Origin of the sequence: uncultured Kriegella sp. (assembly GCF_963975415.1) — a bacterium.
Classification (GTDB): Bacteria; Bacteroidota; Bacteroidia; order Flavobacteriales; family Flavobacteriaceae; genus Kriegella.
Map to the genome: position 1 here is coordinate 1 of NZ_CAXBGN010000010.1, position 21,436 is coordinate 21,436.

At 40.4% G+C, this 21,436-nt stretch carries 21 protein-coding genes; 18 read left to right on the forward strand and 3 right to left on the reverse strand.

Annotated features, from left to right (window positions below):
* Positions 1-252 precede the first annotated feature (252 nt).
* The 3 genes from AACZ88_RS18325 to pth all read left to right on the forward strand — a co-directional run bounded on the left by AACZ88_RS18325 (position 253) and on the right by pth (position 2,626).
* Entirely contained in the window at positions 253-1,194 is a 942-nt protein-coding gene (locus AACZ88_RS18325) for a ribose-phosphate pyrophosphokinase (RefSeq protein ID WP_339713428.1), read from the forward strand.
* 71 nt (positions 1,195-1,265) lie between these two features.
* Positions 1,266-1,910 carry a 50S ribosomal protein L25/general stress protein Ctc gene (locus tag AACZ88_RS18330; RefSeq protein ID WP_339713430.1) on the forward strand — a complete coding sequence of 215 codons (645 nt, stop codon included), beginning with the start codon at positions 1,266-1,268 and terminating at the stop codon, positions 1,908-1,910.
* Between the two features lie 86 nt (positions 1,911-1,996).
* Positions 1,997-2,626 (forward strand): aminoacyl-tRNA hydrolase, encoded by a 630-nt coding sequence (pth, locus tag AACZ88_RS18335; protein ID WP_339713432.1) that lies wholly within the window; start codon positions 1,997-1,999, stop codon positions 2,624-2,626.
* 9 nt (positions 2,627-2,635) lie between these two features.
* On the opposite strand, the gene AACZ88_RS18340 is transcribed toward pth, so the two are convergent.
* Together AACZ88_RS18340 and AACZ88_RS18345 are read right to left on the reverse strand one after the other, a co-directional pair.
* A complete protein-coding gene (locus AACZ88_RS18340; protein WP_339713435.1) occupies positions 2,636-3,313 on the reverse strand; it encodes a hypothetical protein in 678 nt (225 codons plus the stop codon).
* Positions 3,310-7,080 carry a reprolysin-like metallopeptidase gene (locus AACZ88_RS18345; protein ID WP_339713438.1) on the reverse strand — a complete coding sequence of 1,257 codons (3,771 nt, stop codon included), beginning with the start codon at positions 7,078-7,080 and terminating at the stop codon, positions 3,310-3,312. Before AACZ88_RS18345 ends, AACZ88_RS18340 begins: the two co-directional genes overlap by 4 nt.
* A 53-nt stretch (positions 7,081-7,133) precedes the next feature.
* Between AACZ88_RS18345 and AACZ88_RS18350 the strand changes: the two genes are divergently transcribed.
* The 4 genes from AACZ88_RS18350 (at position 7,134) to serS (ending at position 11,980) form a co-directional block, all read left to right on the forward strand.
* Complete coding sequence (locus AACZ88_RS18350) at positions 7,134-8,066, forward strand: bifunctional riboflavin kinase/FAD synthetase (RefSeq protein ID WP_339713441.1); 933 nt, start codon at positions 7,134-7,136, stop codon at positions 8,064-8,066.
* On the forward strand, positions 8,067-9,392 hold the full coding sequence (locus AACZ88_RS18355; protein ID WP_339713444.1) for an HTTM domain-containing protein: 1,326 nt from the start codon (positions 8,067-8,069) through the stop codon (positions 9,390-9,392).
* Positions 9,393-9,396: 4 nt separating this feature from the next.
* Positions 9,397-10,563, forward strand: coding sequence for an MFS transporter (locus tag AACZ88_RS18360; RefSeq protein WP_339713447.1), 1,167 nt, complete (start codon positions 9,397-9,399; stop codon positions 10,561-10,563).
* 145 nt (positions 10,564-10,708) lie between these two features.
* Positions 10,709-11,980, forward strand: coding sequence for a serine--tRNA ligase (serS, locus tag AACZ88_RS18365; protein ID WP_339713450.1), 1,272 nt, complete (start codon positions 10,709-10,711; stop codon positions 11,978-11,980).
* A gap of 53 nt (positions 11,981-12,033) precedes the next feature.
* On the opposite strand, the gene AACZ88_RS18370 is transcribed toward serS, so the two are convergent.
* On the reverse strand, positions 12,034-12,345 hold the full coding sequence (locus AACZ88_RS18370) for a hypothetical protein (RefSeq protein WP_339713453.1): 312 nt from the start codon (positions 12,343-12,345) through the stop codon (positions 12,034-12,036).
* Between the two features lie 196 nt (positions 12,346-12,541).
* Between AACZ88_RS18370 and AACZ88_RS18375 the strand changes: the two genes are divergently transcribed.
* The 11 genes from AACZ88_RS18375 to AACZ88_RS18425 all read left to right on the forward strand — a co-directional run bounded on the left by AACZ88_RS18375 (position 12,542) and on the right by AACZ88_RS18425 (position 21,386).
* Entirely contained in the window at positions 12,542-14,326 is a 1,785-nt protein-coding gene (locus AACZ88_RS18375) for a tetratricopeptide repeat protein (protein WP_339713456.1), read from the forward strand.
* 57 nt (positions 14,327-14,383) lie between these two features.
* On the forward strand, positions 14,384-14,695 hold the full coding sequence (locus tag AACZ88_RS18380; RefSeq protein WP_339713458.1) for a DUF4286 family protein: 312 nt from the start codon (positions 14,384-14,386) through the stop codon (positions 14,693-14,695).
* 5 nt (positions 14,696-14,700) lie between these two features.
* Complete coding sequence (locus AACZ88_RS18385; RefSeq protein WP_339713460.1) at positions 14,701-15,015, forward strand: gamma-glutamylcyclotransferase family protein; 315 nt, start codon at positions 14,701-14,703, stop codon at positions 15,013-15,015.
* 14 nt (positions 15,016-15,029) lie between these two features.
* Positions 15,030-15,902 carry a 16S rRNA (adenine(1518)-N(6)/adenine(1519)-N(6))-dimethyltransferase RsmA gene (gene rsmA / locus AACZ88_RS18390; protein ID WP_339713462.1) on the forward strand — a complete coding sequence of 291 codons (873 nt, stop codon included), beginning with the start codon at positions 15,030-15,032 and terminating at the stop codon, positions 15,900-15,902.
* Positions 15,889-17,241 carry a magnesium transporter gene (gene mgtE / locus AACZ88_RS18395; RefSeq protein ID WP_339713465.1) on the forward strand — a complete coding sequence of 451 codons (1,353 nt, stop codon included), beginning with the start codon at positions 15,889-15,891 and terminating at the stop codon, positions 17,239-17,241. The genes rsmA and mgtE overlap by 14 nt, the downstream gene beginning before the upstream one ends.
* Before the next feature lie 75 nt (positions 17,242-17,316).
* Positions 17,317-18,270 (forward strand): patatin-like phospholipase family protein, encoded by a 954-nt coding sequence (locus tag AACZ88_RS18400; RefSeq protein WP_339713467.1) that lies wholly within the window; start codon positions 17,317-17,319, stop codon positions 18,268-18,270.
* A 249-nt stretch (positions 18,271-18,519) separates the two neighbouring features.
* The gene (locus tag AACZ88_RS18405; RefSeq protein ID WP_339713873.1) at positions 18,520-19,491 is read left to right on the forward strand and encodes a 2-hydroxyacid dehydrogenase; all 972 of its coding nucleotides are present in this window, start codon (positions 18,520-18,522) and stop codon (positions 19,489-19,491) included.
* Positions 19,492-19,500: 9 nt separating this feature from the next.
* Positions 19,501-19,923, forward strand: a complete 423-nt coding sequence (locus AACZ88_RS18410; protein ID WP_339713470.1) for a response regulator transcription factor — start codon at positions 19,501-19,503, stop codon at positions 19,921-19,923.
* A gap of 99 nt (positions 19,924-20,022) precedes the next feature.
* Positions 20,023-20,532 carry a DUF4199 domain-containing protein gene (locus AACZ88_RS18415; protein WP_339713472.1) on the forward strand — a complete coding sequence of 170 codons (510 nt, stop codon included), beginning with the start codon at positions 20,023-20,025 and terminating at the stop codon, positions 20,530-20,532.
* A gap of 5 nt (positions 20,533-20,537) precedes the next feature.
* Positions 20,538-20,996, forward strand: a complete 459-nt coding sequence (locus AACZ88_RS18420) for a DUF1801 domain-containing protein (RefSeq protein ID WP_339713475.1) — start codon at positions 20,538-20,540, stop codon at positions 20,994-20,996.
* Between the two features lie 3 nt (positions 20,997-20,999).
* The gene (locus AACZ88_RS18425) at positions 21,000-21,386 is read left to right on the forward strand and encodes a VOC family protein (RefSeq protein WP_339713477.1); all 387 of its coding nucleotides are present in this window, start codon (positions 21,000-21,002) and stop codon (positions 21,384-21,386) included.
* Positions 21,387-21,436: the final 50 nt, after the last annotated feature.

The following is a 21,436-nucleotide window of genomic DNA, read 5'->3' on the forward strand; positions in this document are numbered from 1 at the left end:
GGATTTTGAATCCGGCGCGTCTACCAATTCCGCCACCGAGGCATTAAATTTCAAAGCTGGATTTTGAATCCAGCGCGTCTACCAGTTCCGCCACTCGAGCATCATTAAAAATAGGACTGCAAAATTAAAAAAAATGTTGGGATAAACACAAAAAATAAAAACATTTATCCTTTAGCAACACAAATAAATTTTTAAATTTGCACCTCCCTATGAAAAAGGGTCGCCAAATAAGTGTAAAACAATACGTTACCCATGCCCTACCAAGTACCTGAACCCAAAATTTTTGCCTGCACCCAAAGTGCTGAATTGGCAAAAAAAATATCGAAATCTTATGGTACCGATTTGGGCAATGTACTCTTTTCGCGCTATAGTGATGGTGAATTTCAGCCATCTTTTGAAGAATCTGTTCGGGGCACCCGTGTTTTTATAATAGGGTCTACACACCCCAGTTCAGAAAATCTCATGGAAATGTTATTGATGCTCGATGCCGCCAAACGGGCTTCAGCAAGGCACATAACAGCGGTCATGCCTTATTTTGGCTGGGCCCGACAAGATAGAAAAGATAAGCCAAGGGTCCCCATTGCTGCTAAACTTGTAGCTAAAATGTTAGAGGCCGCCGGTGCAACGCGCATTATCACCATGGACTTGCATGCCGATCAAATACAGGGCTTTTTTGAAAAACCTGTCGACCACCTATTTGCTTCTACTTTATTTCTTCCTTATTTAAAAAAATTGAACCTTGACAACCTTACCATTGCATCACCAGATATGGGAGGCTCTAAAAGAGCCTACGCTTATTCTAGGGCATTGCAGTGCGATGTGGTCATCTGTTATAAACAACGGGCAAAGGCCAATGTGATTTCCCATATGGAGCTTATAGGCGATGTTAATGGCAAAAACGTGGTGTTGGTTGACGATATGGTAGATACGGCAGGCACTTTGACCAGGGCAGCAGATTTAATGATGGAACGTGGAGCCAAAAGTGTTCGCGCTATTACAACACATGGGTTGCTTTCGGGGGACGCCTATGATAAAATAGAAAAATCACAATTATTGGAATTGATCATTACAGACTCAATCCCCATAAAAAAAGAAAGTGGCAAAGTTAGGGTGCTAAGTTGTGCAGATCTCTTTGCCGATGTAATGCATAGGGTACACCACAACACTTCGATCGCTTCGAAGTTTTTGATGTAACCAACAACGTCTTCAAAAAGATTGTTCTTATGGAGACCAGATCAACGAATTATTAATTTTTAATATATATAATGAAGTCAATTACAATTAAAGGATCAGAAAGAGAAAGCGTGGGCAAGAAGGCAACGAAAGCCCTACGTAATGCTGGAAAGGTTCCTTGCGTAGTGTACGGAGGGGAAAAACCATTGCATTTCACAGCAGACGAACTAGAGTTCAGAGATTTGGTATACACCCCCAATGCGCACACAGTAGTGATTGAGTTGGATAACGGTGGAACCGTAGACGCCATCATGCAAGACATTCAATTCCACCCCGTAACGGATAGAATTCTACATGTTGATTTCTACCAGTTATTCAAAGACAAGGAGATTACCATGAACATACCTGTCAGATTAGAGGGTAACTCGCCTGGGGTACGTAATGGTGGTCGATTATTGTTTAGAAAGAGAAAGCTTGCCCTTAAGGCTTTACCGGCAAACCTACCCGATTTCTTCGATGTTGATATTTCAAAATTGAAAATCGGCGACAACATTCTTGTTGAATCTTTATTAAATGACGATTTTACCATTCTTCACCCAGATTCAACTGTGGTGGTACAGGTCAAAACACAACGTTCGGCCGTAGCTGTTGACGAAGATGAAGATGAAGAAGGTGCAGAAGGAGAAGAAGCAACTGCCGAAGGAGCAGAAGCAACTGCCGAAGGCGCTGAAAGCTAGTAACAAATTAGTATAGTTTAATACGAAAGCATCCTGATGAATCAACTATCCGGATGCTTTTGTATTTTTACCCTCTTCATACCACTATGCTACACTTCTTAAAATCAATATTCACTATCAACAATGCATTCTTAGCAGAAACAGAAGCTATGAAAAAATTTTTGATCATCGGTCTCGGAAATATTGGCACTGAATATTCGGAAACCCGTCATAACATTGGATTCAAGATTTTAGATGCCTTGGCCAACAAAGAACAATTTTCATTCGAAATTGCCAAGCTTGGTGCCGTGGGCTCATATAAAATAAAAGGACGCAGTGTGCTTTGCTTAAAACCTTCCACCTACATGAACCTCAGTGGAAAAGCCATAAAATATTGGATGGACAAAGAGAAAATTCCTTTGGAAAATATTCTAGTGGTGACCGATGATATTAATTTATCTTTTGGAACGCTTCGCGTAAAAACCAAAGGAAGTGATGGTGGACATAACGGATTAAAAGATACCCAACTATTTTTACAAACGACTTCTTATAATAGGTTCCGTTTCGGGGTAGGCTCTGATTTTGGCAAGGGAAGACAGGTCGATTATGTATTGGGCGAATGGAATGAAGAAGAAAAGGAAAAGTTAGGGGAGCGCCTTTCAAAATCTGCCGAACTTATTAATTCCTTTGTTTTGGGTGGAATCAAAAATACCATGAATGCCTTTAACGGAACATGAGTTTACCCCTTAAAATACTTTAAAGCTAAAAATTCCTGAATCGGAACTATTACCATTTTCGTCTTTAGTGACCACCTTCCAATAATATACGGTCTTTGACGAAACACTTACCTTTTTAGACGAACTTCCAGATGCGAATGTACCGATTAGCGTGGCTGGGGGCGTTTCGGTAGAAAAATATAAATCATAATCTACGATATCACTATCAAGATCAAAGCCCGACCATTCTAGGGTTATCTCATTATTGATATCCTTAAAAACAGATTCGCTTAACTTCGGCGATACTATCTCGGCAGGAAAGGGGGCATATGAAGTTTGTGTGCCGGGGTTGTAAAACATCCATTGTTCACTCGTAGCCGTTTCTTCTACTTTGGTATTTTTCGAAACAACGACCCAAGAGAAGGGCGTTCCCCTTTGTAACGGAAGTGTTTCGGTAAGCAAATGGGTACTCTTGGTCTGTGTTGTTCCGGTACTTAAATTAGTTACGCGAAGTTCGTAGGTTTCCGCATGATCAGCCGCTAACCATGTAAATCGAACGACATTGGCCGATTCACTGGAGGTTTGTACAGGGGCACACTCTGTATTTTTTGCAGGCAAGGACAAAAATACCGCTTCCGGAGACTTCGGAGCATCCTTTTTACAACTAAACAACAGCAAACCGACCAAAATTACCAATAATACCCTCATTGCTTAATAACTTTTAGTGTTCCTTGCACATTCTCCCCCTTAAACTTTATAAAATACATGCCCGCAGGCAAAGCATCGCAATCAAGTGTCATTTCAGCACTATTGACTATATAATCTCCACTTTTTACCAATTGGCCACTGGCTGAATAAATGGCTATTTCTACTTTTTCGACTACCTTACCTAAAAAGATATTCGCAGAAGCTCTAAATGGATTCGGATAAACAAAAGGTTGATCTGAGGTAATAAATCTTTCTTCATAAACACCCTGACATGGCAAATCGCCCGAAACCTTAAGACTATTGGAGCCATTTTGTAAAGGCAAGAATAATTCGCTAGCCCCAGTCTGCATCACTTCTCCATTCAAGTTAATAGTATAGATATCCGCACCTTGTAAATTCAATTGCACGTATTTTCCATCTTGGCTTGTTTTTGAAGTAACTTCCAAAGATTCGGGCTGTGTAACCACAACCTCAAAACAATGTTCAAGATACTTCAAACTACCATCAGTACCATTGATACATGCCATATAGGTACCCGCAGACAAGTTCTCCAGCCTGTAGGCTCGTGAAAAGTCATCTGAAATATTGACCCCATTTCCTGTAACAGTAACCGAATATTCCAAGTCTATTTGAGGAATAATACTCAGCTGACCATCATTGTTGTCCCGGCACGATTCGCTCTGTACGGCAATGGAAAAATTAGTGCTGGGAAACCTGTAAACCGCACATCCGTTGGCATCGACTTCTTGTCCTTCGGCAGTTCCCAAACACGCATCATCACCATCGTCATAAATACCATCTTTATCATCATCAGGCCTAAACTCTCCTTCTACGCAAATATCTAAAGAGAAAGCCGTCAGTGCACCGCCATCGGATTGAACATTATCAGAAACCTCCAAAATCCATTTACCTAAAATCGATTCCCCCTTAAAAGCATCTAATGCCCCCAATGGTTTAACTGTGCCTGTAATTGCCGGATTTCCATCGCATATAAAGTTGTCAGCATCATCATCAAAGGTCGCGTCTATATTTTCTAGGTCTCCACAGCTGCTGGAAACAAGTACCACAGTGGTACCCGACGGTGATGTCAAACTAATGGCGAGATCAGACAGAAAAGTATGATCAACAGCAAGATTCACATTAATATCCGCCAAAGGCAGGTCTTCTAAAAAAGTAATACTAGAAGTTATGGTCGGTTTTCCGATGGGCGTTATCTCGATTGGCAACCCATCACTCTCCTTATTTTTGCAACTAAACTGAACTGTGGTAAAACCAAATGGGGAACCAAAGCTTCCTTCACCACATGCATTTCTTGGTTTTACCCTCCAAAAATATGTGGTTGCATTTTCTAGTTCTGTCGGTCTGTATAAATTTGAAAATACGGTCGCAGATTCGACAATCGTGTTGAATGAGGTGTCCGTAGATATTTCTAAGTCATAAGAGGTATACGAACTATCACTTTCCCATTCCAAGGGCATTCCGGTAGAAGTATCTTCGAGACCGTTAGCTGGGGAAAGTAGCGCTATATTCGGAAAATCGTCATCATAAATACTAACCTCCAAAGCTACTTTTTTAGTTTCACTTGCAGAAGTGGCAAGCACTTCGATAGTATAGTTATTTTCTGACACCGGACCGGTATTGCCGAGAATCAGATCCACCGAGGTATCATTACTTGTAGCAGTTTCAGGGAAAAAAGTAATATCGAGTCCGGGAGGTGGAGAAACAACACTAAAGGTGGCCTCTTCATTAAAGCCCAAAACGGTTTCATAGTTGAACGTGATCACCAAATCATCGGGTTGACATACCTCGTATTCCAGCATGGGGAAATCGAGTAAAATTTCTGATGCGGTAATCGAAAAATTGGCGGCGTTAACCGCAAAAAAGATATTTTCATGTGCCTTGACCATGATACGTGCCTTGGTCGTAGGGTTGTTCGGAACGATTATTTTATGGTCGCCATCATTTGGTACGTCTTCGGCTAAAACAATGGGAAACGTAAGTCCGTCGTCAGTAGAAAGTAATATGTCGACCGTTTGCGCAAGAACCGGTGCTTTATGGGTTTCAGCTACATCCCAAACAATATGTTGTACATCTCCAGCGGTATACGTTTCACTTTCAGCTTGGGAAGTAACGGAAAAAGGACCGGCCCCACCCACCACGACAATGTTCACCACATCTGACACCACTTGTCCGCCTCCGACAGCATTGTCTCGAACGGTTAAAGCAAAGTTCATTTCCCTTCCCACATCCGAAACGGTTTCCCAGTTAGAATTTACAAGTGGCATAGTTTGCGTAAGATTGCCCGACAGTATGCTCGACAGCTTAGGAAAGTATCTTTTTGGGGATAGTGAAGGAGGCAACGATCGAAAGTTCGCCCCACTCGGGTTTGTTGACCCAAAAGTAGCCTGGGTTACCACCCCGTCGTCGATTTGTTCCCATGTATAACTAATGACATCGCCAGAATCGGGGTCTGACGCGCTCCCCTCGAGTACAAACGCAGTAGACCTAGGAATTACAAAATTCCCGATAGGAATTATTGTTGGCGGATTGTTGTCTAAACTCATTATTTCAGCACAACCACTACTTGCCAAATAACTCGAAATCTGCACAATACTATTATGATGAAAATAATCACTACCGTTCGAAGCAACGTTATTCACTCCCGTTATTCCGGCATAACCCATAATCGTAGTACCACTGGCCGGTTCAGCTTGTACCTGCGTGCCTTCTGATTCAAAAGACCACGTATGGTTCGCACCTAACTGATGTCCCATTTCGTGGGCAACAAAATCAAGATCAAAAAGGTCTCCCTCGGGACTGGGACTCGAAGCATAGGCACTACCCTTTTTATCGTCTACACACACAGAACCAACATAACCCGCATTGCCCCCAGGGTCGTCATCATGAAATAAGTGGCCAATATCATAATTCTCTTCCCCAATAATATTTCTGAGTGTATTTTGAACCTCAGAATTGAGGTTGCCATCATAGGGGTCTTTTTCTTCATCGGTAAAGATCACTTCATCAGTGTTGGCCACAAGCTGAAGGGTTACGGCCAAATCTCGTTCAAATACCTGATTTATTCGCGTTACGGTCGCATTAATAGCTGCCAAGGCATCGACAACCTCTCCCCCATGGAACTGTGTATATTCTGCCGAAGCAGACACTGCTAGCCTGAACTTTCTAAGAATCTTGTCATTGACCAACTTTTGTGAGGTGCTTTGCAACTGCTTTGCTGCAATAGACTTTGTATCACAAATAAAATCAATATCTTCAGTGATATTGGCATCTCTATTATATGCTATATATGCATTTTCATCAATTTTTTGCAAAAAAGTGCTAGGCTGCCCATCACCATGCACGACAGTGCTCTGTATTCCCTTGTGTGAAACGCTGAAGCGTATTATGTCATTTTCATTCTTCAGACTACGGCCTTTATATGACTTTATGGATGGATATTTTGCAGCGAGTTCAGGTGCCAACACCTGGGCTTCAGAAACCAAAAAAGGAACAAGTTCTCCCTTTTCATCAGGAAAATAAACCGTTTTAAAAGAATTTTTGGCAGCCGGAAAAGATTCCAGTCCCTTTTTAAATGCACTTTCGTCTAAAGTAAATGCTTTCCCCTTTTTAAGCTCAAAGCGCTTCATCATTTTTCCCTTCACATCATTTTGCAAAGCTTCCTGTTTCCAAAAATTACGCTGTGCTGAGCCGTAAAAGGAAAGAAATAGTATGGTAATTGAAAAAACTAGACGTAGTTTTGTAATCATCAAGGGGTTTTTCACTCAGAATCAAATATAAGTCTTTTTATTATTTTTAGTACGTGGTAACAGTCCAAAGCATTTCCAAATACGACAAAAAACATTCCACGGCCATTACCATTGGCACTTTTGACGGCGTGCATATCGGACATCGAAAAATCTTAGATCGTCTAATCAAAAGCTGTGCCCAAACGGAGCTTAAGCCAACAGTACTTACTTTTTTTCCGCATCCGAGAATGGTGCTGCAAAAAGACACCAACATAAAACTGCTGAATACGGTATCCGAAAAAACCAACATTCTTAAAGAATTTGGTGTCGAACAATTAATCATACACCCCTTCACCCAAGAGTTTTCGCGATTATCGGCAACCGAATTTGTAAGGGATATTCTTGTAAACAGCCTTAAGACAAAGAAAATAATTATTGGCTACGACCATCGTTTTGGCAGAAATCGAACAGCCAACATTAACGACTTAAGGGCTTTTGGAAGCGCGTTGGATTTCGAGGTAGAGGAAATACCTGCTCAAGAAATAAATGATGTTTCGGTAAGTTCCACCAAAATACGTAAAGCACTTGAAACAGGTGATATACTAACCGCCAATAAGTATTTGGGCTATGAATATATGCTCACAGGTATTGTAAAAAAGGGCAAGGGCCTAGGCAAGCAACTCGGGTTCCCTACAGCGAATATTCTCATTGAAGAATCATATAAATTGATTCCGAAAAATGGCGTATATGTCGTAAAGAGCACTCTTAAAAATAACGTGGTCTACGGAATGATGAATATTGGCTTTAACCCTACAATAGCCGGAACCGGAACAGAGAAGAGTATTGAAGTCCATTTTTTGAATTTTGATGAAAATCTCTACGAGACAACCCTAAAGATTGATATTTTGAAGCGTATTCGTGACGAACACAAGTTCGATTCTATCGACGCCCTCAAAATGCAGCTTCAAAAAGATAAAAAAACTTCGCTCGCTTTTATAGGACAATAAATGCTAGACCGGTGGCTTTTTTCGAAAATCGATAATTCCTCCTTGATCATTTTCCGAATATTATTTGGGATTTTAGTGGCATTGGAATGCTATGGGGCTATGCTCACCGGCTGGATTCAACGCACCCTTATCGAACCACGTTTCACCTTTAACTTTATCGGCTTTGAATGGTTACAACCACTACCTGGCAACGGTATGTATATCTACTTTTTTGTTATGGGAACCTTGGGCACCTGCATTGCCTTGGGATACAAGTACCGATTTAGCATCATTGCATTCACCTTGCTGTGGACAGGAGTCTATTTAATGCAAAAAACATCATACAACAATCATTATTACCTGCTAATATTAATTTCGTTTTTTATGTGTTTTTTTCCGGCGAACCGAAGCTGTTCGCTGGATGCAAAAAAAAACACAGCCTTGAAAACCAATACGATGTATGCCTACGTTAAATGGATAATAGTACTTCAACTATTCATCATTTATACCTATGCGGCCATAGCCAAGATGTACGGAGATTGGGTCGATTTCAGAATTATTAAAATACTAATGCAAAGCAAGGCAGATTATTACCTTATCGGTGAAATACTTCAACAGCCTTGGATACATCAAATTATTGGGGCAACGGGTATTTTGTTCGACCTACTAATTATACCTGCCCTTTTATGGCGACCGACACGACGAATTGCCTTTTTCGCATCCATATTTTTCCACGTATTTAATTCCATTGTTTTTCAAATTGGAATTTTCCCCTATTTATCCCTAGCTTTTAGCGTATTCTTTTTTGAAGCTGCAACCATAAGACAGCTTTTCTTTAAAGAAAAGAAATACCACACAGACCAAGAGTTCGACCCACCATCCTATAAAAACATGGTAATCATCTGGGGAGGTATCTATTTTTTGGTTCAGATGGCATTGCCCTTACGCCACTATTTTATTCAAGATGATGTACTATGGACGGAAGAAGGCCACCGCATGAGCTGGCGTATGATGCTGCGTAGTCGAAGTGGTAAAATACAATTCAAGGTCGTAAACCGAAAAAACAATGAATCGACAATTATTGACCTCAATGATTACCTGACCTCAAAACAGAAACGAAAGGTTGGAGCCTACCCCGATTTTATATGGCAATTTGCCCAACAATTAAAAAAAGAATACGCAAAAAAAGACGAAGACATTTCGGTATTCGCCCTAAACGCTAAAGTAAGCATTAACGGTAAACCCTATAGAGCCTTTATCGACCCAAAGGTCGATTTGGCAAACGAAAATTGGCATCATTTCAAACACCATGATTGGATCTTGCCATCTGCCCAACAAAATAAATAGAGCCATGGGCGCAAAGAAATTGACCAACTCACTTTTATATCTAATGGCCATTGGGGCAGGTCTCGTAGTGGCGAACAACTATTACAATCAACCTTTATTAAACCAAATTGCCCATACATTTGAAGTTTCAGAATCAAAAGTAAGTAACATCCCCTTATTTACACAATTAGGTTATGCTTTTGGCTTGTTATTCATCATCCCCTTGGGAGACAAAATCTCGTATAAGAGAATAATAATGATCGATTTTTTGGCCATTGTGCTCTCGCTACTTCTTGCCGCAACCGCTCAATCACTATTAATGCTTACTATAGCAAGTTTTTTCATCGGCTCGTCATCGGTAATACCACAGCTATTTGTTCCTATGGCGGCCTTACTCGCCGATAACAAAAGTGTTGGCCGCGCTATCGGCATTGTCATGAGCGGGCTCTTGATCGGTATTCTTGGCAGTAGGTTTATAAGTGGGTTCATCGGTGAGAATTATGGCTGGCGAAGTATGTATTACCTAGCTTCTGGCCTGATGATCATCTATTGGGCATTGCTAAAAATACAACTGCCCGAGCTCCACCCAGATTTTAAAGGAACGTATGCACAACTCATGAAGTCGATACTTCACTACTTTAAAAAAGAAAGTTCGGTACGATTGGCCGCTTTGAGAGGAGGATTAGGTTTCGCCGGATTTAGCGCATTTTGGACTACCTTGGTCTTCTTGATGGAAGATTCTTTTAACTATGGTAGCACCGTAACCGGATCTTTCGGTATTTTGGGAATCTTCGGCGCTCTGGCCGCTTCAAAAGTCGGAAAAATGAGTGACCACCTGAACAAAAATTTGCTTATTACTATAGCCGCCCTGGTTATGATTCTATCATGGATTATATTTCTATTTTCCGGAAAATCGATTTTTGGGTTGGTCGTAGGGGTACTCTTAGTCGATATGGCGTTACAATCGCTTCATATCACTAATCAGAATATCATTTTCTCCAAAAATCCTGAAGCTCGAAATCGTGTAAATACCATCTACATGGTTGGTTACTTTATCGGCGGAGCCATAGGAACCATTACAGGGGCATTGGCTTGGGAAACCTATAAATGGACGGGGGTTGCCGCCTTGGGGCTTATCTATTCCATATTGGTATTGGCTTTTCATTTACTTTTCAGAAAGCCCGTCGAATAACCCAGGTTGCCATTCAACGACATTCCCGGAGGGTCTAAAATAGATAAAATTCGTACAAATGCACTTATTTTACCATAACAGTACACGAAGTATCCGTTTATAATCGGAAGATTAGTATAAATTTGCACCGTAAAATCAGGAACGCATGTTGCAGCTTCAAACTTTAAGAGATAAAAAAGATACAATTATAACCGCTTTAAAAAAACGGAACATCGATGCCGCCCCAATGGTCGACGAGGTGCTGCTATTGGATGAAAAGCGACGATCTACTCAAACTGAACTAGACAATACCTTGGCTGAAAGCAATAAGCTGTCTAAAGAAATTGGTATGCTCTACAAAACGGGAAAAGCGCAAGAGGCCAATGTTTTAAAGGAAAAAACGAGTACCCTTAAAGAAGAATCCAAACGATTAGGAGATGAATTAAGCGCAGTCGCCGAGCAATTGCAGCAACTGCTCTTTCAAATCCCAAATGTGCCACACAACTCCGTTCCCGCCGGAAATTCCGAAGAAGATAATGAAGAAGTCTTCAAAGAGGGAGATATTCCCGCCTTAACAGAAGGCGCTTTACCGCACTGGGAACTGGCAAAAAAGTACGACATCATCGATTTCGAACTCGGTGTGAAAATTGCGGGAGCAGGTTTTCCTGTTTACAAAGGAAAAGGAGCTAGACTCCAACGCGCCTTAATTTCCTATTTCTTGGATAAAAATACGGAAGCCGGCTATACCGAAATGCAGGTACCCCATATGGTCAACGAAACATCTGGGTATGGCACCGGACAATTACCCGATAAAGAAGGACAAATGTATCATGTAGGTGCAGACGACCTCTATTTAATACCTACGGCAGAAGTGCCCGTTACCAATATTTTTCGAGACGAAATTGTCAATGACCAAGATTTTCCTATTTGCCTGACGGCTTATACACCTTGCTTTAGAAGGGAGGCAGGAAGCTATGGTGCGCATGTACGCGGTTTGAATCGACTACATCAATTTGACAAAGTAGAAATCGTACGTGTCGAACATCCTGAGAAATCGTACGATGCACTTGATGGCATGGTCGAGCACGTCAAAACTATTTTAAAGGAGCTAAAACTTCCGTATCGAATTTTACGCCTTTGCGGTGGAGATCTTGGTTTTACTGCCGCACTAACTTTCGATTTCGAAGTCTTTTCAACGGCCCAAGACCGATGGTTGGAAATAAGTTCGGTTTCCAATTTCGAAGCTTATCAAGCCAATCGCCTTAAACTCCGGTACAAAGATGAAAACGGGAAGTCACAATTAGCCCATACATTAAACGGAAGCTCTTTGGCACTACCTCGGGTTTTAGCCGGAATTTTAGAGAACTACCAAACTGCTGAAGGAATACGAATTCCTGAAGTTCTAGTGCCTTATTGCGGGTTCGACATGATAAAGTAGAAGCAAATTCGTTGAGTAATGCAAATCGACACCATACGCATGGAATTTGACTATTACATTTCCCCTTCGCCAACTTGCTCCGCCGAGGTATATACCACATAGTTTTTGCCCGTGGTGTTAAAAGTGACGGTGATGGGTTTTTCATTTCTTACCAAATCGACATAGTCACTAAATCGATCTATGGGTTGATAACCAACACCTGTATTGATGCTTTCGTTGTAGGTATTCGCAGGTAAAGCACCATCTCTAAAAATAAGATAAAGCCTATAACCATCTGCGCAATACAAATTAATCCTTCCAGAATTTTCTCCGTTTGGGTACAAGAACGCTATGTAGCGCTCACAGTTTTTTCTGAATACCGCCATTTTATTTGAATTTAAGATTATTATTATATAACTAACTTTATAAAAATAATGCTAGCCACTTCACCGTTAATAACCCATTGTATGGCTGGCCAATAATTTTGTATGTATGGAACAAAAAGAGATTTATACCTTTAACCGCTTGTACTACCAAAGCGCTGACCATAATTAATCTACGTATCTTTACAAAAAACTTGATTTGAAGCAACTTCTGTTCATTTTGGTTTTCTGCTCCGTGCAATTGGCATTGGCCCAAGATGATTTCTTGGCCAAACAATATTTTAATGATGGCGACTTTGAAAAAGCAGTGGTTTTTTATGAAAAATTGGTAGAGACAAATCAGCGAAGAAACGATTATGTCGAAGGGCTCATCGCCTGTTATCAACAACTCGAGCGCTATAAAGAAGCCGAAGCTTTTTTATTAGAAGCTATCAAAGGCGATTATGCATACCCTACCCTGCTTATAGAACTGGGCTATAATTTCACTTTGCAAGACCTTCCTGACGAAGCCGAAAAATATTACGATAAAGCAATAGCGAAAATCGATGAAAATCCTAATTTTGGATATGGCGTTGGGTATCGTTTTCAAAAATATGCCTTGCTTGACCAAGCACTAAGCGCATATTCCCGAGCTATGGAACTAAACCCCAAATTAGATTACAATTATCATATGGCCCGTATTTATGGGGAACAGGGCAATATCGATAAAATGTACGAATCGTACCTCAGGTTGATCAGTGAAGGAAAAACATCAAAATCGAATGTATTACGAAATATAGACGCCTTTATTACCGCTGACCCCGAAAACGAAAACAATATCAAATTAAAAAGGGTACTCTTACAACATGCACAGAAAGACCCTAATTTATTATGGAACGAACTTTTAAGTTGGCTCTTCGTACAACAGAAACAATATTCAAGTGCTTTTAGACAAGAAAAAGCGATTTATAAGCGATTGGAAGGCAGTTCAATGCAGCGTATGGAAAGTCTTGGTGATATAGCCTTGAAAGATGGAGAGGTAACGGTCGCAAAATCTATTTTTGAATATATTATAGAAAACACGAACGATGAAGTCACTCAACTAAATGCAGAACTGAACCTTATCGATATCCAAATTTTAGATGCCGACGAGAAGAGTCTCTCTGAGATTCAAAAAAGGTACGACGAATTGATAGACATTCATCGATATAAAGGCAAAACACTACAGCTTCAAATCGCCTATGCCAATTTTCTTACCTTCAAAAGAGATACCCCGAAGGCTGCCATCGATATCTTAAAAAAAAGTCTTGAATTACCACTGAACGAGCGCGGAAAGGCCTTTGTAAAGTTAGCCTTGGGTGATATTCTGGTGTATGACCAAAAATTCAACGAAGCGCTAATCTATTTTTCCCAAGTGCAACAGAAACTAAAAAACGATGTGCTTGGACAAAATGCGCGCTATAAAGTTGCGCAAACAAGTTTTTATAAGGGTGATTTTGATTGGGCACTAACCCAACTCAAAGTACTTCGGAGTTCAACGTCTCAGCTCATCGCAAACGATGCCATGCAACTAAGCCTTTTAATATCGGATAATTCACTAGAAGATTCGACCCAAACTGCCTTAAAAAAATATGCCCGCGCCGACCTTTTGGGCTATCAAAACAAAACCAAGGAGGCCATTGATGTTTTAAACGACATCTTGCAAAACCATAAAGGGGAAAAAATCGAAGACGAAGCCTTGCTAAAGCAAGGTGAGCTTCTGGAGGAAGAGAAAGATTACACCGCTGCCGAATTTAGCTATATCAAGATTACGGAATTTTACAGCAATGGAATTTTGGCGGATGACGCCCATTTTGCATTGGCGGAACTCTACCGTAATATCTTACACGAACCCGAAAAGGCAAAGGCCCAATATGAAAAAATAATTTACAACTATCAAGATAGTTACTATTTTCCTCAGGCCCGAAAAAATTTCAGGATACTGAGAGGAGACAGTATTAATTGACTTTTTAAGAACAAGACTGGCCACGATCAAGTCAAATCAACGCTTTAATTTGAATAAATGTACATCTACAACGTAACCACCAATATTGAAAATGCAGTTCACGACCAATGGCTGCAATGGATGAAGAAAACGCATATACCGGATATGCTGGCCACTGGAAAGTTTCTATCGGCAAAAATGTGTAGGGTTTTGGTAGAAGAAGAAATGGGAGGCATGACCTATTCCGTACAATTTACCACAGCCAATAAAGAAACCTTGCAGAAATATTATGAGCAAGATGCATCGCGGTTGCGTGAAGATGCCCTCAAACATTTCCCTAACCAATTCGTATCGTTTCGTACCGAATTGGAAGTTGTAAGCGAACATTGACCCGTGTGATCTATATTTTTACTTACGGCTCTTTACAAGAGGAAGAAATTCAATCGGCATTGTACGGCCGTAACCTAAAAGGCAAAAGCGATTGTTTATTGGGCTATGCGTTGCTAGAGCAGAAAGTATTCGACCAGTATCCCGTAATCCACCCTTCTTTATCAAAAACTGACATTATTTGCGGTATGGTATACGAAATATCGGAAAAGGAATTACTAATAACAGACGTTTATGAAGGAGACTCCTATAAGCGAATAGAAGTAGCGTTGCAATCCGGCAAAATAGCCTGGGTATATACAAGAACACTACCAATTAATTGATAAAATGTCAGGGCATGTCTAAAAACAAAAGAAAGAAAGGTAAATCGCACTATTTTGAAAAAGGAAACAATTCTAAGAGTAACAGCCCAGTAAAAGCAAAAAAACACTTAGGACAGCATTTTTTAAAAGATCAGGATATCGCGCTTCAAATCGCTGAAACACTTTCGATGGACAACTACGAAAAAGTTATTGAAATCGGCCCTGGTACCGGGGTGCTCACCAAATATCTACTGGCCCGTGATATCGATTTGATTGCTATGGACCTTGATGAGGAATCTATCATTTACTTAAACCATAGTTTCCCGATAGAACATTCTGAAATTCTAAACGGTAAAGGTTCGTTGAAGGTTATCGAAGGAGACTTTCTAAAGTTTGATATCAAAAACCTTCTCGGAGAAGACCAATTTGCCATTACGGGCAACTTTCCGTATAATATATCGACCCAAATCGTTTTTAAAATGTTGGAATACCGCGACCAAATACCCGAATTCTCCGGAATGTTTCAAAAAGAGGTCGCCCAACGCATTTGTGAAAAGGGCAACAATAAAACCTTTGGTATTCTTTCCGTTCTCGTGCAGGCTTTCTACGATGCAACATACCTTTTTACGGTACCTCCAGAAGTTTTTGACCCGCCACCCAAGGTAGAGTCGGGGGTTATACGTTTGGTTCGAAAGAAAAATTTTAAGTTAGATTGCGACGAAAAGCTATTCTTCAGAGTAGTGAAAGCGGCTTTTAATCATCGTAGAAAAACCATTCGTAACAGTTTAAAAACATTTGAGCTTTCAGATAATCTAAAAGAAGATGCTATCTTTGATCTTCGTCCGGAGCAATTGGCGGTAGCCGATTTTACCGAGCTTACGAAGAAAATAGCAAATGACACCATTTAAACTCACAGATGAGCTTTTAGCTGAAATCGAGCAGCTGATCGAAAATCAAAAGAATGCCGATCTCCAGGCTCTTTTGAAAGAGGTGCATTATGCCGATATTGCAGAGATTGCCAACGAACTCGATGAAGAGGAAGCCACTTATCTGATCAAGCTTTTAGATAGCGACAAGACATCTGATATTCTTACCGAAGTCGATGAAGATGTTCGTGAAGCCATTTTAGGCAACCTTTCCTCCAAAGAGATTGCTGAAGAACTGGGCGAACTGGATACCGATGACGCCGCAGATATCATTGGCGAGCTGCCCAAAGAAATCGTTCAAGAGGTCATCTCGGAAATAGAGGACCGGGAACACGCCAAAGATATTGTAGACCTGTTGCGGTATGATGAAAATTCAGCAGGTGGACTCATGGCGAAAGAACTTGTAAAAGTCAATGAGAATTGGAATGTATTGACCTGTGTAAAAGAAATGCGCACACAGGCCGAAAACGTCACCCGAGTGCACTCCATCTATGTAGTCGACAATGAAGAAAGATTGAAAGGTCGATTATCGCTAAAAGATTTGTTGACGACCAGCACAACGACACATATCAAAGATGTCTACATTTCGAATGTAGACTCGGTAAACGTAAACGAAAAGCCCGAAGAAGTTGCCCGTATCATGTCTAAATACGATTTGGAAGCTATCCCTGTCGTCGATGAAATCGGCAGGCTAGTGGGTCGTATCACGATTGACGATATTGTAGATGTTATTCGCGAAGAGGCCGAGAAAGATTATCAGATGGCGGCAGGTATCTCACAAGACGTAGAAGCCGATGATAGTATTTGGGATCTTACCCGTGCCCGTTTGCCTTGGCTATTTTTGGGGCTTGTAGGTGGTGTGGGTGCAGCGGCCATTATGGGCGGTTTTGAAGAAATGATCAGCGAACACGCCATTTTATTTTTCTTTACCCCTTTGATTGCGGCAATGGCCGGTAATGTGGGGGTGCAATCAAGTGCGATTATCGTACAAGGTCTCGCCAACGATGACCTTAAAGGCAGTGTAGGCAATCGATTGATTAAAGAAATGCTCTTGGCCCTGTTGAACGGCGTAATTTTGGCGGCTATTTTACTTTTGTTCACTTGGCTCTGGAAAGGCGAATTCTTAGTCGCATTGGCCATTTCTATTTCATTGATTGCTGTTATTTTAGTAGCTGGCTTTATCGGTACATTTATCCCCTTATTTCTACATAAAAGGGGTATTGACCCTGCAATAGCCACAGGCCCCTTCATTACTACAAGCAATGATATTTTCGGTATCTTGATTTATTTTTGGATTGCCAAAATTGTTTTGGGAATCTAATTTCTCTCTACCATCGATAGAAATTATTCGCTATATTTATCATACTACGTTTCCCCTCAACCTAAAAACCAAGTTATGAAACACATGGGCATTTCGGGAGGTGGAACAAAAATTGCGGGACTATTCGGCGTTGCGGAATCTATCATCTATGATCATGGCTATATTCCCGATGTAATTTCGGGAATTTCGGCTGGGGCTATTTTGGCATTGCCATTGGCCTTAGGTAAACGCCAAGAAATAAAAGACCAGGTACTCAATCTTGAAATGAGGGATTTCTTCAGTACCTCTCCCATCAAGAAAAACGGAAAACTCAATACTTGGAATGCAATTTTTAAGATAATTGGCGGGAAACATTATCTGGGCAAACAGAACAACCTCGAAAAAACAATTGCCAAAGTAATTTCAAGAAGCGAGTTCGAAGCTTATAAATTAGACGCGACCAAAGCAACCTGTATTGTCGGCTCGGTTGATTTCTATACTGGCAAACGCTTTTATATCAACCTTAAGACCGTCTCTTACGAGAATTTCCTAAAGTTCGTCAACGCATCGGCATCCATTCCCATTTTTACCTCCGGGGTTGCCATGAACGGGCCCATTTATGATTTTGAGGGAGAAACCATAGACTTCCCAAAACTGCTTTTATTCGACGGTGGAGTACGCGACCATAGTCCTTCCAACAAAATATTATCGAGCAAGAAAAGTGAATTTCAAATTTCAGAAACTACAAGCATTTTCTCCCGACCTGATAACATCAGAGATGTTTTGACACCTAAAAATTTCGCGCCTCGAAACTTGCTCAATATACTTGAACGATATGTAGAGATTACGAATGCCGAAGTTTCTAAGAATGATGAAGAGCAAGAGCGAAACACCATCAAAAACAAAGCTATTTTCGACCACGGTACTTTTTACTTGCCCCGCATCATGCAAGGCGTCTATGACGTGGATAAGACAAGGCTAAAAACATTATACGAGGAATCAAAAAAGTTGGTTGACGGCACTTGGAATACCAATCACCCAATTGTGTAACTAAAATCAAGGGTCTTTTGGCAATTACACCCATTTCTTAACGCAGCCTTAAAACCGAATGGTATATTTCAAATATGGAGTTGTTTTGCCATGAATCATCTATTCAACATTACTATTCCATCACTACTGAATAAAACATTTCGAACGGGAAAAGTTTAAATAAGCCCACCTCTTTCGCAATTTCACGGATGTTCTTATATTGAAGATCTAAAATGCCGTAAAAAGGCTGAACTACCAATGGAAGAAAAAATGAAGGTTTTACATGTAGACACGAATCACCCACTTTTGATTCAACAATTGAACGATTTGGGTTTTGAAAATGATGAAGATTATACCTCGTCAAAAAAAGAAATAGAGCATAAAATCCATTTGTATGATGGTCTAATCATACGCAGTCGATTTTCGATAGATCAATCTTTTCTTGAAAAAGCCGTTAATCTAAAATTTATCGGACGATTAGGCGCGGGACTGGAAAACATCGATACCCGTTATGCCAAAGAACACGATATTTTTTTGGCCGCTGCCCCCGAAGGTAATCGTAATGCCGTTGCAGAACATACGTTGGGCATGTTGCTTTCTTTATTCAATAAACTGAATAAAGCGGATAAAGAAGTTCGATTCGGAAAATGGGACCGTGAGGGCAATCGTGGTGTCGAATTGGATGGCAAAACAGTGGGTATTGTTGGTTATGGCAATATGGGTAAGGCGTTTGCCAAAAAACTCAGAGGTTTTGATGTTGAGGTCATCTGCTACGATATCAAAGGTGGAGTCGGCGATGAAAATGCCAGACAGGTCGGTATTCTCGAATTACAACAAAAAACCGATGTATTAAGCTTACATGTACCCCAAACGGAAACCACCATTGGAATGATACATCAAACGTTTATCGATGCATTTCACAAACCGTTCTGGCTATTCAATACCGCTCGTGGCAAATGTATCGTGACCGAAGATTTGGTGGCCGCATTGACATCAGGTAAAATTCTCGGTGCAGGACTCGATGTACTGGAGTACGAAAAGGCTTCTTTCGAGAACATGTTTCTCCCCGATAAAACCCCCAACGCCGGTGAGAAGCAAGAGAATAAAATGCCCGAGGCCTTTCACTACCTAGTCGCTTCGGAGAAAGTGATACTCTCCCCACATGTAGCAGGATGGACCGTAGAGAGTAAAGAAAAACTTGCGCAGACCGTTGTAAATAAAATCAAGGCTAAATTTTGCTAACTTTAATAGGTGAAGCAAACCATTCTAATTTTTTCGGCCTTGATCGTTGCTGTGCTTTGTCTTTTTCAGCTAAGCAAATATGCTTTGCTATTTGGCAACACGAATATTGATGCGGTTATTGCTATGATTGCCCTTGTTTTCTTTGCCATAGGGGCATACCTAAACAAAAAAAGCTTTCACCATCAAAAAGTAGTATTAAATGAAGGCAAAATAGACCATAAAAAAATAACCCAATTAGGTATTAGTAAACGGGAGTACGAAGTGTTGTTACAGGTATCGCAAGGATTATCCAACAAGGAAATAGCATTGCGGCTTTCTGTTTCGGAAAGTACCATAAAAACACACGTCTCAAACATTCTATTGAAATTGGATGCCAAAAGACGAACTCAAGCCATTCAAAAGGCAAAAGAGCATCAAATTATTGCTTTATAGCATCTTAATTGTTCGTAAAAAGTCTGATTGGTACTTTAGTATGAGTATTTTTTTGCCTCCGTGTTCTAAATTCGTCGCGAACTCATAATCCTAAGAACGATGAAAAAGACCATATTACGGTATGCACTTTACAGCAGTAGTACTATTTGCGTATTATTCTTATTAAGCTGGTTTCTTGGCAAAGACCTCAACTACGAGATGCAAGAAGTGCTAGGTTATACATCTATGATTATTTCCTTATCGTTTATTTATTTTGGTATTAGATACTTCCGAGATCAAAAAAACGACGGCAAAATAGGCTTGTATAAGGGTTTGTTGATCGGCGTTTTAATAAGTCTTTTGACCGCCCTAGCCTTTGGTATTCTTGACATGGTTTATATCAAATTTATAAATCCCGATTTTTTGGCGGAATATTATGACGCGACCATCGAAAAGATGCAAACAACGCTTCCACCTGACGAACTCAAGTTAGAACTCGCCAAAATGGAGTCGCAAAAAGAATTATTCAGTAGTCCTATAATGAACTTTTTTATAATGTTTTTGACCGTATTCATTATCGGATTTATCATTTCCTTAATTTCAGCCTTTACACTTCAACGTAAAAATTAATACTCATGCAGTACAAAGCCGATTCACCAAAAGATTACATCGCACAACTCCCACAGGAAAGACGAGGAGTGATTTCAAAAATAAGGACAACCATCCTTGAAAACCTGCCTAAAGGATTCGAGGAGCAGATAAGTTATGGAATGCTAGGCTATGTTGTTCCGCATGACATTTATCCCAATGGGTATCATTGCAACCCTAAATTACCATTGCCCTTTATAAACTTGGCCTCTCAAAAGAACTTTGTAGCGCTTTACCATTCGGGCATATATGCCGATACTAAATTATACGATTGGTTTGTCTCCGAATATACCAAACAGTGCAAATACAAACTCGATATGGGTAAAAGTTGTGTGCGTTTTAAAAAGATGGATGATATTCCATACAAACTGATTGCCGAGCTATGTACCAAAATGTCAACCGATGATTGGATAGCATTGTACGAAAGAAACCTAAAAAAGAAATAAACTATGAAGAACAGGGTAACGGGTCTGGGCGGATTTTTTTTCAAAAGCGAAAATCCCAATAAAATAAAGGAATGGTACAAAAACCACTTGGGTCTTGCAACGGACCAATACGGCTGTACTTTTTGGTGGAAAGACAAAGAGAACAATGATTGTTCTACACAATGGAGCCCTATGGAGGAAAAAACCGCCTATTTTAAGCCTAGTCAAAAACCCTTTATGATGAACTTCAGGGTAGAAAATCTTGTTGAACTACTTGACGTTCTAAAAAAGGAAGGAATAACTATAGTCGGTGAAATAGAAGAATATGAATATGGAAAATTTGGTTGGATATTAGATCCAGAAGGAAACAAACTGGAGTTATGGGAGCCTATCGATTCTGCATTTCTCTGATTCCGAAATATTTGCTACATTTAGATTTGAAATAACCAACGAAAAACTGT

Excerpts from the sequence above, each read along its gene's own strand:
- AACZ88_RS18340 (WP_339713435.1), bottom strand. The coding sequence starts at position 3,313 with ATGAGGGTATTATTGGTAATTTTGGTCGGTTTGCTGTTGTTTAGTTGT.
- AACZ88_RS18360 (WP_339713447.1), top strand. The coding sequence starts at position 9,397 with ATGGGCGCAAAGAAATTGACCAACTCACTTTTATATCTAATGGCCATT.
- AACZ88_RS18330 (WP_339713430.1), top strand. The coding sequence starts at position 1,266 with ATGAAGTCAATTACAATTAAAGGATCAGAAAGAGAAAGCGTGGGCAAG.
- mgtE (WP_339713465.1), top strand. The coding sequence starts at position 15,889 with ATGACACCATTTAAACTCACAGATGAGCTTTTAGCTGAAATCGAGCAG.
- serS (WP_339713450.1), top strand. The coding sequence starts at position 10,709 with ATGTTGCAGCTTCAAACTTTAAGAGATAAAAAAGATACAATTATAACC.
- AACZ88_RS18405 (WP_339713873.1), top strand. The coding sequence starts at position 18,520 with ATGAAGGTTTTACATGTAGACACGAATCACCCACTTTTGATTCAACAA.
- AACZ88_RS18325 (WP_339713428.1), top strand. The coding sequence starts at position 253 with ATGCCCTACCAAGTACCTGAACCCAAAATTTTTGCCTGCACCCAAAGT.
- pth (WP_339713432.1), top strand. The coding sequence starts at position 1,997 with ATGCTACACTTCTTAAAATCAATATTCACTATCAACAATGCATTCTTA.
- AACZ88_RS18380 (WP_339713458.1), top strand. The coding sequence starts at position 14,384 with ATGTACATCTACAACGTAACCACCAATATTGAAAATGCAGTTCACGAC.
- AACZ88_RS18425 (WP_339713477.1), top strand. The coding sequence starts at position 21,000 with ATGAAGAACAGGGTAACGGGTCTGGGCGGATTTTTTTTCAAAAGCGAA.
- AACZ88_RS18420 (WP_339713475.1), top strand. The coding sequence starts at position 20,538 with ATGCAGTACAAAGCCGATTCACCAAAAGATTACATCGCACAACTCCCA.
- AACZ88_RS18415 (WP_339713472.1), top strand. The coding sequence starts at position 20,023 with ATGAAAAAGACCATATTACGGTATGCACTTTACAGCAGTAGTACTATT.
- AACZ88_RS18355 (WP_339713444.1), top strand. The coding sequence starts at position 8,067 with ATGCTAGACCGGTGGCTTTTTTCGAAAATCGATAATTCCTCCTTGATC.
- AACZ88_RS18400 (WP_339713467.1), top strand. The coding sequence starts at position 17,317 with ATGAAACACATGGGCATTTCGGGAGGTGGAACAAAAATTGCGGGACTA.
- rsmA (WP_339713462.1), top strand. The coding sequence starts at position 15,030 with ATGTCTAAAAACAAAAGAAAGAAAGGTAAATCGCACTATTTTGAAAAA.
- AACZ88_RS18345 (WP_339713438.1), bottom strand. The coding sequence starts at position 7,080 with ATGATTACAAAACTACGTCTAGTTTTTTCAATTACCATACTATTTCTT.
- AACZ88_RS18370 (WP_339713453.1), bottom strand. The coding sequence starts at position 12,345 with ATGGCGGTATTCAGAAAAAACTGTGAGCGCTACATAGCGTTCTTGTAC.